The organism is Flavobacterium sp. CR10 (assembly GCF_055814415.1).
Genome location: NZ_CP185985.1, coordinates 2,403,044 through 2,415,148 on the forward strand (window position 1 = coordinate 2,403,044; position 12,105 = coordinate 2,415,148).

The 12,105-nt window shown below is 33.4% G+C and carries 13 protein-coding genes; 4 read left to right on the forward strand and 9 right to left on the reverse strand.

Going from position 1 to position 12,105, the window contains the following annotated elements:
- Positions 1-295: 295 nt before the first annotated feature.
- Positions 296-1,489 (forward strand): ADP-forming succinate--CoA ligase subunit beta, encoded by a 1,194-nt coding sequence (gene sucC, locus ACNRYB_RS10680; RefSeq protein WP_073416988.1) that lies wholly within the window; start codon positions 296-298, stop codon positions 1,487-1,489.
- A gap of 208 nt (positions 1,490-1,697) precedes the next feature.
- Here the strand turns inward: sucC and ACNRYB_RS10685 are convergent, their stop codons facing one another.
- Both ACNRYB_RS10685 and ACNRYB_RS10690 read right to left on the reverse strand, forming a co-directional pair.
- On the reverse strand, positions 1,698-2,495 hold the full coding sequence (locus ACNRYB_RS10685) for a DUF5694 domain-containing protein (RefSeq protein WP_473730035.1): 798 nt from the start codon (positions 2,493-2,495) through the stop codon (positions 1,698-1,700).
- A 56-nt stretch (positions 2,496-2,551) separates the two neighbouring features.
- Positions 2,552-2,686, reverse strand: a complete 135-nt coding sequence (locus ACNRYB_RS10690) for a hypothetical protein (protein WP_473730036.1) — start codon at positions 2,684-2,686, stop codon at positions 2,552-2,554.
- A gap of 31 nt (positions 2,687-2,717) precedes the next feature.
- On the opposite strand from ACNRYB_RS10690, the gene ACNRYB_RS10695 reads away from it, so the two are divergent.
- Both ACNRYB_RS10695 and ACNRYB_RS10700 read left to right on the forward strand, forming a co-directional pair.
- Positions 2,718-3,758: a sensor histidine kinase gene (locus tag ACNRYB_RS10695; RefSeq protein WP_473730037.1), complete on the forward strand. Its 1,041-nt coding sequence runs from the start codon at positions 2,718-2,720 to the stop codon at positions 3,756-3,758.
- A gap of 3 nt (positions 3,759-3,761) precedes the next feature.
- Positions 3,762-4,469: a LytR/AlgR family response regulator transcription factor gene (locus ACNRYB_RS10700; protein WP_473730038.1), complete on the forward strand. Its 708-nt coding sequence runs from the start codon at positions 3,762-3,764 to the stop codon at positions 4,467-4,469.
- Between the two features lie 317 nt (positions 4,470-4,786).
- Here the strand turns inward: ACNRYB_RS10700 and ACNRYB_RS10705 are convergent, their stop codons facing one another.
- The 4 genes from ACNRYB_RS10705 to ACNRYB_RS10720 all read right to left on the reverse strand — a co-directional run bounded on the left by ACNRYB_RS10705 (position 4,787) and on the right by ACNRYB_RS10720 (position 8,226).
- A complete protein-coding gene (locus tag ACNRYB_RS10705; protein ID WP_066032462.1) occupies positions 4,787-5,254 on the reverse strand; it encodes a DUF1456 family protein in 468 nt (155 codons plus the stop codon).
- 97 nt (positions 5,255-5,351) lie between these two features.
- On the reverse strand, positions 5,352-6,386 hold the full coding sequence (locus ACNRYB_RS10710; protein WP_473730039.1) for an aminotransferase class I/II-fold pyridoxal phosphate-dependent enzyme: 1,035 nt from the start codon (positions 6,384-6,386) through the stop codon (positions 5,352-5,354).
- Between the two features lie 2 nt (positions 6,387-6,388).
- Entirely contained in the window at positions 6,389-7,399 is a 1,011-nt protein-coding gene (locus tag ACNRYB_RS10715) for a dipeptide epimerase (RefSeq protein WP_473730040.1), read from the reverse strand.
- A 29-nt stretch (positions 7,400-7,428) separates the two neighbouring features.
- On the reverse strand, positions 7,429-8,226 hold the full coding sequence (locus ACNRYB_RS10720) for an alpha/beta hydrolase (RefSeq protein WP_473730041.1): 798 nt from the start codon (positions 8,224-8,226) through the stop codon (positions 7,429-7,431).
- Between the two features lie 57 nt (positions 8,227-8,283).
- Between ACNRYB_RS10720 and ACNRYB_RS10725 the strand changes: the two genes are divergently transcribed.
- Complete coding sequence (locus ACNRYB_RS10725; protein ID WP_343707808.1) at positions 8,284-8,685, forward strand: TerB family tellurite resistance protein; 402 nt, start codon at positions 8,284-8,286, stop codon at positions 8,683-8,685.
- Here ACNRYB_RS10725 and uvrB read toward each other — a convergent pair.
- The 3 genes from uvrB to ACNRYB_RS10740 all read right to left on the reverse strand — a co-directional run bounded on the left by uvrB (position 8,682) and on the right by ACNRYB_RS10740 (position 12,092).
- Positions 8,682-10,673 (reverse strand): excinuclease ABC subunit UvrB, encoded by a 1,992-nt coding sequence (gene uvrB / locus ACNRYB_RS10730; RefSeq protein WP_473730042.1) that lies wholly within the window; start codon positions 10,671-10,673, stop codon positions 8,682-8,684. The genes ACNRYB_RS10725 and uvrB overlap by 4 nt on opposite strands.
- Positions 10,674-10,831: 158 nt before the next feature.
- Positions 10,832-11,770: an alpha/beta fold hydrolase gene (locus tag ACNRYB_RS10735; RefSeq protein WP_473730043.1), complete on the reverse strand. Its 939-nt coding sequence runs from the start codon at positions 11,768-11,770 to the stop codon at positions 10,832-10,834.
- 85 nt (positions 11,771-11,855) lie between these two features.
- The gene (locus ACNRYB_RS10740) at positions 11,856-12,092 is read right to left on the reverse strand and encodes a uroporphyrinogen decarboxylase (protein ID WP_119789661.1); all 237 of its coding nucleotides are present in this window, start codon (positions 12,090-12,092) and stop codon (positions 11,856-11,858) included.
- Between the last annotated feature and the right edge of the window lie 13 nt (positions 12,093-12,105).

The following is a 12,105-nucleotide window of genomic DNA, read 5'->3' on the forward strand; positions in this document are numbered from 1 at the left end:
AAGGCATCCCGAATTGCTAAAAATATAATTACTCTTAAAATATATTAGGAAAAATCGTCGGGAGGCCAATAAAACCAATGAATTTTTTGTTAAATATCAAACGTTTTCTAAGAATTGTGTTAACATTAACAAATTGTTCCGTTAACGATTTGTTTGCTTTGAAAAATTATCAACGTTTAATACCTACTATATAACATTTATTTAATTGAAAAAGATTTTACTATTAAGTTGTATTTTGTTACTTTTGTCGCACTTTTATTCTGAAATAAATTCAGAACCAGACAAATTCTATATTATGAACATACACGAATATCAAGGAAAAGAAATTTTAGCTAGTTACGGAGTACGTGTGCAACGCGGAATCGTGGCTAATAATGCAGTTGAAGCTGTGGCTGCTGCAAAACAATTAACTGCCGAAACTGGAACAGGATGGCATGTAATTAAAGCACAAATTCACGCAGGTGGTCGTGGAAAAGGTGGTGGAGTTAAGCTGGCAAAAAACTTACAACAAGTTGAAGAGTTAGCAGAACAAATCATCGGAATGCAGTTAATTACTCCTCAGACACCGGCTGAAGGTAAAAAAGTTAACAAAGTATTAGTAGCTGAAGATGTTTACTATCCTGGTGAAAGCGAAACTTCTGAATTTTATGTTTCTGTTTTATTGAATAGAGGTACAGGACGCAACATGATCATGTATTCTACTGAAGGTGGAATGGATATCGAAGAAGTTGCTGAGCACACTCCACACTTAATCTTTACTGAAGAAATTGATCCTTCTGTAGGATTGCAAGGTTTCCAAGCTAGAAGAATTGCTTTCAATTTAGGTCTTTCTGGAAATGCTTTCAAAGAAATGGTGAAATTCATCGATGCACTTTACAATGCTTACATTGGTTCTGATGCTTCTATGTTTGAAATCAACCCAGTTCTTAAAACTTCTGATAACAAAATCTTAGCTGTTGATGCTAAAGTTAACATTGACGATAACGCTTTATACAGACAACCTAAATATGCTGAAATGAGAGATATCCGTGAGGAGAATCCAATCGAAGTTGAAGCTAAAGAAGTTGGTCTTAACTATGTTGACCTTGACGGTACTGTAGGATGTATGGTAAACGGAGCTGGTCTTGCAATGGCAACTATGGATTTAATTAAATATGCTGGTTTTGAGCCTGCTAACTTCCTTGACGTAGGAGGAACTGCTGATGCTAAGCGTGTTGAAACAGCTTTCAGAATTATCTTGAAAGATCCAAACGTAAAAGCTATTTTAATTAACATCTTCGGAGGAATCGTTCGTTGTGACCGTGTTGCTCAAGGTGTTGTTGATGCTTACAAAAACATGGGTGATGCTATTAAAGTGCCAATTATCGTTCGTTTGCAAGGAACAAATGCTGAAATTGCAAAAGAATTAATTGACAACTCTGGTATGCCAATCTTATCTGCAGTTCAATTCCAAGAAGCTGCTGACCAAGTTAAAGCTGCTCTTTCTTAATTAAAATAAGAAATCAATTTATATAGAAAATCCATTCCGAAAGGAGTGGATTTTTTTGTTTTAACCGCAAAAGACGCAAGGATTTTTTACATATAAGAATCTACATAAACGCAAAGTTCGCAAAGCTTTATCCATATAGCTTTACGAACTTTGCGTTTGTATACATATTACTTGGTTAAATCCTTGCGCTCTTTGCGGTTAAAAAATATTATTTCAAAACAGTTGATAAGTCCACAATTTCGAATGTAGGATCATGTTCTATAAAGCCTCTAATAATTGCAGCATGACCTGCACCAACTAAGACCATTATTTTGTTATCTGTGCTGTCAGTTAGTTTCTGGATTAAAGAATACATGTACAAGTTTCTTTTGTACCAATTTGCAACCAAAGAAGGTCCTGAAAAATCATCTGGATTTCCAGCTCTATTTGCTATTTCCAAATACCATTGAAGATTTTCATTTTCGGTTTGTTTTGTATTGTAATACAACATCATTTCTTGTAATGAGCTTTTTGCTATTTTTTCATTATGATTTTTTTCGAAATTTCCTGTTGTCACTTTATTTTTCTCCATTAAGTCTTTTTGATTTGCTTTTTCCATGGCTATCATTACGCTATCATATCGAAAAGGAGTATAAAGATTCATTCCGTATAATTTTTTATGATTCAGTTTTTTAGCCGTGCGAATTGCCAGTTGTGTTATTTCGTTTTTATTGTTTTTGATAAGACTGTCCGTGTTTTTATTATAAAGCTTGTCTAATTCTGCTTGTTTGCTAAACTCCCATTCTACAAATATTTTATCAGGACCAAATTTTTTGATTTTGTCACTCATTATTTCGAGTTCCTTTTGGCTCTTTTCAGACATAATATTGAAACTATTCAGTTTAGCAACATCAAGACCTGGATTGGCGTAATGAAAAGTCCCAACCAATAATATCTGTTTTTTCTTGGTTTGAGCAGAAGTTAAATTTAATGTGATAATTGCGAGTAATAAAATGATTTTTTGCATGACGTTTTGTTTTTTAAATTCATGGCAAATGTATCAGCAGATTTAGAACTTAATTTTCATTTTTGATGAAACGCAGATTCCATTAGACCAACTATCCAAATTTCACTTTCAAAATGTTCGTGTAAAGTTTTTAGCCGTTTGTCATCAAAAAAATAAGGTTTCATATAAATACCATTTTCTTTTAAAGTCATAATCGTATTTTTGAGTTAATTATCAAAAACTATGAAATCAAAAATTCCTTTTTACTATCATATTGTTCTTTTCTTTTTGTTACTTCTAACTTATATTTTCTGGGATATTGGACTAAATAATAGAGAAGTAAAATTCGTATTGCAATCTATTTACTTAGGAATTACTCCAGCTTATTTATTGGCTGTCTTTATTATCTACATTCTTAATTTTTATCTTTTTTGTAATTGGTTTTTAAACAAAAAGAAATTACTCTTTTATATTCTAACAATTCCAGTTTCGTTATTGCTATTTACTGCTGTTCGTTATTTTTTGGAAGAAGTTGTTTTGTATAGTATCACAGGAATGCACAACTATTATGAAGAAGCAAGGGAAATTACCTATTACATAAAAGACAATTTTTTCTTCGGCTTGCCAGCTGTAATTTTAAGTGCATTAACTTTTTTGTTTTGGCAGTTTCAAACCGCACAGCATCAAAACCAGGAATTGCTTTTGGAGAATAAAAAAGCAGAGTTTCAAATGCTTAAAGCACAGGTTAGCCCACATTTTTTGTTTAATACGTTGAATTCTTTTTATAGTCAGTTGGTTTTGAAAGAAGACGAAATGGCTGATGATATTTTGGTGCTTTCCGACTTGCTTCGATACGTTATTACCGAAACAGATAAAGATGAAGCCATACTTTCAAAAGAAATTCAGTTTATTCAAAACTATATTCATTTGCAGAAAAAACGTTTTGAAGATCAGCTGTTTTTAGATTTTACAATTGAAGGGAATTATTCAAACGAAAAACTCATTTCTTCGGCTTTGGTACATTTTGTGGAGAATGTTTTTAAACACGGGAAACTGAATGATGAAAAGGAAAAAGCTCTCATTTCTATCAAAATAACAAACGGTTTTTTAGAGATTTCAACTTTCAATTATAATGCAAGCGGAGAAAATTATTCCTCTACTGGAATTGGTTTTGAAAACCTTACTAAAAGACTTGATTATATGTACAAAGATCAATTTATTCTTGAAAAAACAGAAGAAAATAATACCTTTAAAACGTACTTAAAAATACCGCTAAAAATATAATCTATGGCTTTTAAATGCATTATTGTAGATGATGAACCGCCTGCAACGAGAATATTGGAAAACTATATAGGAAAAGTAAATTTTCTTGAAAAAGTTGGAGTTTTTAATGATTCATTAAAAGTATTGGAATTTTTAAACACACAATCTGTTGATGTGATTTTCTTGGATATTCAAATGCCGCAGTTAACGGGATTGCAGCTTTCTAGAATCATTTCGAAAAATATAAAAGTCATTTTTACAACAGCTTATCCAGATTTTGCTTTAGAAGGTTTTGAATTGAATGCAGTCGATTATTTATTGAAACCGATTTCGTTTGAACGTTTTTATCAAGCGGTTTCAAAGCTGAATTCAGAACCTAAAATAGAAATCTCAAATCAGAGCAATCTGCCTGATTTTCTTTTTGTTAAAACAGATGGGAAGAATAAATTTCAGAAAGTGTTTTTGAGAGACATTTTATATATAGAAAGTCTTCAGAATTATGTTTGCATTCACACAGAAAAACAACAGATTATAACACATTCTTCTTTAAAAAATGTAATTGAATCGTTACCGGAAAATGAGTTTATACAGATTCATAAATCGTATGTTGTCTCTTTAAAGCACGTTGAATCGACAGATAATTTTTCGGTATTTATCAATGGAAAAGAACTGCCGATAGGAGCGACTTTTAAAGATGCTTTTTTTGATAAAATAGAGGAGAATAAGATATAGATTTTTTTACCGCAAAGGGCGCAAGGATTTTTGACCAAGTATTGTGAATACAAACGCAAAGTTCGCAAAGCTAAAACAATAAAATTTTTCGATTTTTATTCCAATATAGCCTGTGGTTTCAACCACGGGGACACAATGTATGTCACGTAATGCGTCCCTGCGGTTGAAACCGCGGGCTATATTTGAAAGTACACCGTAATTAGAATCTTTTTAAAACATAAAGTTCGCAAAGCTATATGGAAAAGCTTTGCGAACTTTGCGTTTGTATTTAGTCTTTTAAGTAAAAAAACTTGCGTTCTTTGCGGTTAAATCCTCAATTATGATTTTTTCTTATTGCCGTTTTTGTAAACCACTTTTTCTACAACAACCGGTTTTCCATTTCCTTTTGGGAATGATTTCTTTTTAGGCTTTCCGGCTGCTGAACCTGACTTTGATGGACTTTTATCGCCTCTGTATTTTTCAGAATCTTTTGGAGCAGCTTTAAATTCTGGTCTTTCTTTAGAGGTTTCTCTTTTCGGAATTTCAGCTTTATGCTTTGCTAAAACCTCGTTTGGATTTTTAGGGTTTTCTTTCGTTCCTCTTAAATGAATCACCAATCCGTTTAAGAAATTGCGTAAAACCTGATCGCCACATTCCATGTAATTCGGATGATCCTCTGCTCTAAAAAAAGCGCCCAATTCTGATTTAGAAATTCTGAAATCTACTAATTCTAAAATTTCAACTATTTGGTCATCACGGAGCATCAAAGCCACGCGAAGTTTTTTAAGTATATCGTTATTTGTCATAATTATTGTTTCATGTTTAAAGTTTCAAGTTTTTCAAATCTTTACTTGATCCTAAAACTCATTATTTACTTTTTGCAAAGGTAGTTTTTTAAAATGATTAAAAACGAGAATTAAAATCATTTAAAACGTTTACAAGTTTGTCTAAATCTTCTTTAAGATGATTTGCTGTAATTACAATTCGATTTAAAGGTTCAGCTTCTTTGGTGTATCTGAAACTGGCAATGACAATTTTTTCTTGTTTTAATTTTTCAACTAATTCATTCGATAAAAGATAAATTAAAGGATAGTTTTTATCAAATAAGATATTGTTGTTTTTGATTAAAATCGAATCAATATAGCGTAAATTGTCTTTCAGTTTTTGATGCTGTATTTTATAAATTTCTTTGGCATCAGAAAGTGTCTGCACAAAAGCGGGATTCATTCCTGCTGCGCTTGTAAAAGTTTCCAATTCTTTGATTTGATTGATAAATTCAGAATCCGAAGCAATTACGCCGCCAGTTAATCCAAAGGCTTTTCCTAGAGACGAAACCATGATTTTTCTTTTAACGGGAAATTCAATTGAAGAATAAATTCCACTGCCATTTTTGCCTGTAATTCCTAGCGAATGCGATTCGTCAACTACTAAAGTAATTGCTTTGCTTTTTGAAATTTTTTCTAAAAACGATAAATCGGCAGGTTTTGTTTCGAAAGACGGAACGCCATCAGTTAAAATCGTTATTTTCTCAGGTTTTGAATCTAACAGACGATCGTTTAATTTTCCGTTTAACAATATTGGAAGACTATTTTCAATCTGAATAGCCGAATGAATTTCATTTAAATGATAAAAGCAATCAGTTTCTTTTTTTAATTTTTCTAAAACCAGTTTTCCAGCCAGCATTCCTGAAGAAACTGTAACAGTCTTTTCTGAGCCAATATGAGAAGCCAAAAAACTTTCGCCTTCGTCATACGCTTTTAACTGAATATTGGCCGTTCTGGAGCTTCCGTATGTAGTTCCCCAATTCAAAATGTTTTGAATTACTAATTCTTGAAACTCTTTGTTTGTTGGAAGTCCCAAATAAGCAGTTCCGCCAAAATACAAATACTGCTCTTGGTCAATTTCAATAACTCGATCTGGAAATTTATCGACTATCATTTTTATAAAAGTGTAACTCCAGTTCCGTTAAGATCAGAATAACTTACAACACCGTCTTTTATAGTTACTCCCGTTGCAATATCTTCTGCTAAAAGAAGTGCTCCGTCCATATCTACATAATCCAATTGTGGCAATAAATGCGCAATGGCAGAAATTCCAACAGTAGATTCCGTCATGCAGCCAACCATAGTTCTTAAACCTAGCTTTTTAGCTTCTTCAATCATACGTTTTCCAGGAGTTAGTCCACCGCATTTTACCAGTTTTACATTTACGCCATGAAAATGATTATGACATTTCGCTACATCTTCTTCAATAATGCAGCTTTCGTCTGCAATTACAGGAAGAACAGAATGTTTGAAAACTTCTTTATGTCCTTCCCAATTATCCGCTTTCATAGGCTGTTCTAGAAATTCTACACCCAATTTTTTTAATTCGACTGCATTGTTGATAGTTTCTTCAACCGTCCATCCGCAGTTGGCATCAATTCTGAAAACGGCGTTGGTGTGTTTACGCAACGCTTTTACGATTTCGATATCCTCTTTGGTTCCTAACTTAATTTTGTAAATAGGCCACGTAAGTTCTTGCATTTTAGCCACCATTTTGTCAATAGAAGCAATTCCGATTGTATAATCCGTCATCGGATTTCTTTCGGTCGCATAGTTCCATAATTCGTAAAGTTTTTTACCTTTTTTGCGAGCATACAAGTCATTATAAGCCAAATCCAATGCGCACAAGGCAAACATATCGTCTTTTAAATACGGATGGATTTTTGCCCAGAATATATCTGGAGTTTCATTCTCAGTATTTTCAATAATAGATCTGATTTTTTCCAAATCCTGCATCATCATTGGAACCGTGATATTGTAATAAGGATTTGAAGTAGCTTCTCCAAAACCCGAAAAACCATCGCTTTGCAATTCGACAATTAACGAAGGCTGAAAATCAATAGACTCTCTCGAAATGGTAAAAGTGTGTTTTAGCTTGAGATTGTATTCTCTTAAAATTAGTTTCATTGTTATGCGATGTTTTTGTTTTTTTTCAATTAATAGCCCAGCCAAAGTATTGCTTCTGCGAAATGATCCCGCCAAAGTTTTTCATTGTGTTCTCCGCCTTTTACAATTTTAGTTTTGTCAAGATGAAGGCAATAACAGCGTTTTGTATCTAGTAAACGTTTCATTTTAGTTAAATCGTTTACCATATCGTCACTTTCTTTATCACCACACAAAAAATAGATTTTAGTTTTGATTTTGGATTGTTTTTCGGTGAAAGTATAAATGTCTGGAGAAAACCAAAATGAAGGCGAAAAAACTCCTGCTTTACCAAAAACTTCGGGATATTTTAAAGCTCCGTAATACGAAACCAATCCGCCGAGAGAGCTTCCAAAAAGAATGGTGTTTTTGGCTTTTGTTTTGGTTCTGTAATTTTTATCAATATACGGTTTTAATGTTTTTACGATAAATTCAAGATAATTATCGGCATTTCCTCCGCCGTATTTTTCATTTTTAAATGGCGTCAGTTCATCAATGCGCTTTTCATTTCCGTGTTCGATTCCTACGACAATTACTTGAGCTTTTAAACTGTCTAATTTTTCATCGACATTCCATTCGCCAGAATACGAAGTTTTAGCATCAAACAGATTTTGAGCATCGTGCATGTAAATAACGCTGTATTTTTTCTGAATGTTTTTGGAATAATTTTCTGGAAGATAAATCCAGATTTTTTTTGAGGTATCCAGCTGAGGCGCCTCAATCGTAAAAGTCGATACGTTTTTTGAAGCGGTGCTTTGTGTTTTTCCGATAAGAGTAAACAGAAGTAAAATTGCCAAGAAAATCCTCTTCATTATCCGTGTTTTGTATTTTTATTTAAAAGCAATATTTTAGCTAAAAATAATAAATTGATGAATACAGAAGCAGAAAAAAGAAGTTTACTTTTAGAAATGATTACCCTCGCCACTGTAGACGGACATTTGCATAAACGTGAGCTTGAATTTTTAAGACTTGTAGCTGTAGAATTGAATATTAGCGAAGAAGAATTTCAGGATTTATTTCATCAGGAAACAAAAGCGCTTCCTATTCCTTCTGAAATGCAGCGTATCAATCAGTTTTACAGATTGGCTTTGCTAATGCATTGCGATGGTGTTTTACACGAAAGAGAATTTCAAGCCATTCAGCAGATTGCTTTACAAATGGGATTGAATCTTTCTGCTGTAAAACGTGTTTTGGAAATGATGAAAAAATCTCCCAATACCGTAATTAATCCAATAGTTTTGCTGGAAATTTTTAAGGAACAGCATAACTAAGCCAGCTGTTCCTGTAGTTTTTTAATTTCGTCACGAAGTTTGGCAGCTTGCAAGAAGTCTAATTCTTTAGCTGCTTTTTCCATTGTTTTACGCTTTTCGCGAATCATTTTCTCCAACTCTGTTTTAGATAAATAAGCTGTTTCTGGTTCAGCTGCGACAGGAATCGGATGTCCTAATTCATATTCAACCAACGGATTTTTGGTAAACGCGCTTTCGATTTTTTTGTTTAAAGCTTGAGGAATTATATTATTTTCAACGTTGAAATTAATCTGTTTCGTTCTTCTGTAATTGGTTTCATCAATTGTTCGCTGCATGCTCGCCGTAATTTTATCAGCATACATAATGGCTTTACCATTTAAGTTTCTCGCCGCACGACCAATTGTCTGCGTCAAAGATCTGTGATTTCTCAAGAAACCTTCTTTGTCGGCATCTAAAATAGCCACAAGCGAAACTTCAGGTAAATCTAAGCCTTCACGAAGCAAGTTTACTCCAATTAAAACATCAAAAAGACCTTTTCGTAAATCTTGCATGATTTCGATACGTTCTAAAGTATCAACTTCAGAATGGATGTAACGGCATCTAATATTTACTTTCGTTAAATATTTGGCCAATTCTTCGGCCATTCTTTTGGTTAAAGTAGTTACTAAAACTCTTTCATCCAATTCACATCGAACCTGAATTTCCTCAATCAAATCATCAATCTGATTTAAACTTGGACGAACTTCAATTTCTGGATCTAATAATCCCGTTGGACGAATAATTTGTTCAACATAAATTCCGTCAGATTTCTGCAATTCATAATCAGCAGGAGTTGCTGAAACGTAAATTACCTGATTTTGCAATGCTTCAAATTCTTCAAATTTTAATGGACGGTTGTCCATTGCGGCAGGTAATCTAAAACCATATTCAACCAAGTTTTCTTTACGGCTGCGATCGCCTCCGTACATGGCGTGAACTTGAGAAACGGTTACGTGACTTTCGTCTACAACCATCAAATAGTCGCTTGGAAAATAATCTAACAAACAGAAAGGTCTTGTTCCGGCTTCACGTCCGTCAAGGTAACGAGAGTAATTTTCAATTCCAGAACAATAACCCAATTCTCGAATCATTTCTAAATCAAAATTGGTTCTTTCTTCCAGACGTTTGGCTTCCAGATGTTTTCCTATTTCTTTAAAATAATCGACTTGTTTGACCAAATCCTGCTGAATCTGCCAAATTGCACCTTGTAGAACTTCGGGAGAAGTCACAAACATGTTGGCTGGATAAATAGTTAATCTTTGAAATTTCTCTATTACATGAGAAGTTTTTGCGTCAAATGATTCGATTTCTTCGATTTCATCTCCAAAGAAATGAATTCGATACGCATCATCTGCATAACTAGGATAAACTTCAACCGTATCTCCTTTAATCCTGAAAGTTCCAGGGTTAAAATCGGCCTCAGTTCTGGCGTATAAACTTTGAACCAAACTGTGTAATAGTTTAGTTCTCGAAATAACCTGATCTCGTTTAATTTCAATTACGTTTTTCTGAAATTCAACTGGATTTCCAATACCATACAAACAAGAAACTGATGCCACGACCAAAACGTCACGACGGCCAGAAAGCAGAGAAGAAGTAGTGCTTAAACGCATTTTCTCCAATTCTTCGTTGATAGATAAATCTTTTTCAATGAAAACTCCCGTTACAGGCATAAAAGCTTCTGGCTGATAATAGTCGTAGTACGAAACGAAATATTCAACAGCATTATTTGGAAAAAACTGTTTGAATTCTGAATACAATTGCGCTGCCAAAGTTTTATTGTGCGCCAAAACCAAAGTAGGTCTTTGCACTTCTTGAATTACATTGGCAACGGTAAAAGTTTTTCCCGAGCCTGTAACTCCCAATAAAGTTTGATATTTATCTCCGTCGATTACACCTTGCGCCAGTTTTTGTATGGCTTGAGGCTGATCTCCTTTTGGACTATATTCTGAGGAAACTTGAAATTTCATTTGCGTATACTGAAAATTTGGTTTTGTAAAGATACGAAGTTTGCTTTTAAGTGAAGGGCTTAAAATGTTTGCCACGAATTTCACGAATTCCCACGAATTTTATATTTTCTGAAAAAAAATGCAAAAGTAAATTCGAGCAATTCGTGGCAAGAAAACTTTTATTCTAAAAAATCAATAACAGCATCATTTACAATTTTTGGCTGATCGATGGTCAAAAAATGCCCTGCATCTTTTACCGCTTTTGTTTTGCAATTGTTAAGATATTTGTTAGCTCTTTCTAAACTTTCTTCTGAATTAATGACATCTTTATCTCCAATTAAAACCAAAACAGGATTATTGATTGATTCTAATTCTTTATCTGAAAAAGGCATCATTTTAAGCATGCTGGAATTGGATTTTGCATATTTATTGGCCAAATAAAATTGCCTTTTGTAAATGCGACTTATGTTTTCTGGATGAGTTGAAAAAGTATTTAAGGTTTTACTGAATTTCTTTTCGCTCGGAAAAAGTTTAAGCATTAAAGCTGAAGTCGTTTTTCTGGGTTTATCAATGAACTTGAAAGTTTGTGCAGGACTTAATAAAACAATTTTATCAATTGAATTTGGTTTTTGAACAGCTAATAATGTCGCAATCCAACCGCCTCGTGAAGCGCCAATAATATCAAATTTCTTTAATTTATAGTAAGCAAAAACTTCGTTGTAAAAAGCAACAATCTCATCTGATGAAAGCGGTTTTGAAGTTAAATTGGATTTGTTGGGTTCCATAATGAAATCAATCGCGTAAATGCGGTGATTTTTGGCTAAAGCCTTAATATTAGGATACCACATGGTAGAACTGGCATCCATTCCGTGAAGCAAAACCAGATCTTTTCCGTTTTTTGGTCCGGCCATTACAACGTGCGCTGTTCCAAAACTTGTTTTTACATCTTCTTCGGTGTACGGAATGTTCCAAAGTTTTAAAGCTTTATCATAAGCGGTTTGATAACTTACTTCTTCACTTTTGGTTTTAAAAACGTAATCGTCAAATTTTGGCTTTTTTGAAGCACAGCTTGTCACTAAAAAAAGTACAATGGCTAATCGGGAATATAGTTTTAGCATGGCAATAAAATTCAATTTTCAGCTTAAAGTTACGAGTAGAGTAGGCGAAAAGTGTATCAGAATTTTAGTTTAAACTATCATAATTTTAAGATTTATCGTTTTTGGAAGCCAGATAATAAATCTGTACAAACGCTAAAATGGCATTCGGAATAATTACAGGCCAAAGCCATTGGTTGAAATCTCTGTAATCGTTTAAAAAGATGCCGTAAATGACGAAGCAGATACAGCCAAACATATTAATGAATCGTATTGTTCGAAGATTTTTAAGCAAGAAACCGCCAACAATAAATACGGATGCGAGATAACCAATATATTCTGCCATGATCTTGATTTTA

Bases quoted from the DNA above. Each gene is read 5' to 3' on its own strand.
- ACNRYB_RS10725 (WP_343707808.1), top strand. From the start codon at position 8,284: ATGAATACAGAAGCAGAAAAAAGAAGTTTACTTTTAGAAATGATTACC.
- ACNRYB_RS10700 (WP_473730038.1), top strand. From the start codon at position 3,762: ATGGCTTTTAAATGCATTATTGTAGATGATGAACCGCCTGCAACGAGA.
- ACNRYB_RS10705 (WP_066032462.1), bottom strand. From the start codon at position 5,254: ATGACAAATAACGATATACTTAAAAAACTTCGCGTGGCTTTGATGCTC.
- uvrB (WP_473730042.1), bottom strand. From the start codon at position 10,673: ATGAAATTTCAAGTTTCCTCAGAATATAGTCCAAAAGGAGATCAGCCT.
- ACNRYB_RS10710 (WP_473730039.1), bottom strand. From the start codon at position 6,386: ATGATAGTCGATAAATTTCCAGATCGAGTTATTGAAATTGACCAAGAG.
- ACNRYB_RS10685 (WP_473730035.1), bottom strand. From the start codon at position 2,495: ATGCAAAAAATCATTTTATTACTCGCAATTATCACATTAAATTTAACT.
- ACNRYB_RS10695 (WP_473730037.1), top strand. From the start codon at position 2,718: ATGAAATCAAAAATTCCTTTTTACTATCATATTGTTCTTTTCTTTTTG.
- ACNRYB_RS10735 (WP_473730043.1), bottom strand. From the start codon at position 11,770: ATGCTAAAACTATATTCCCGATTAGCCATTGTACTTTTTTTAGTGACA.
- sucC (WP_073416988.1), top strand. From the start codon at position 296: ATGAACATACACGAATATCAAGGAAAAGAAATTTTAGCTAGTTACGGA.
- ACNRYB_RS10690 (WP_473730036.1), bottom strand. From the start codon at position 2,686: ATGACTTTAAAAGAAAATGGTATTTATATGAAACCTTATTTTTTTGAT.
- ACNRYB_RS10720 (WP_473730041.1), bottom strand. From the start codon at position 8,226: ATGAAGAGGATTTTCTTGGCAATTTTACTTCTGTTTACTCTTATCGGA.
- ACNRYB_RS10715 (WP_473730040.1), bottom strand. From the start codon at position 7,399: ATGAAACTAATTTTAAGAGAATACAATCTCAAGCTAAAACACACTTTT.
- ACNRYB_RS10740 (WP_119789661.1), bottom strand. From the start codon at position 12,092: ATGGCAGAATATATTGGTTATCTCGCATCCGTATTTATTGTTGGCGGT.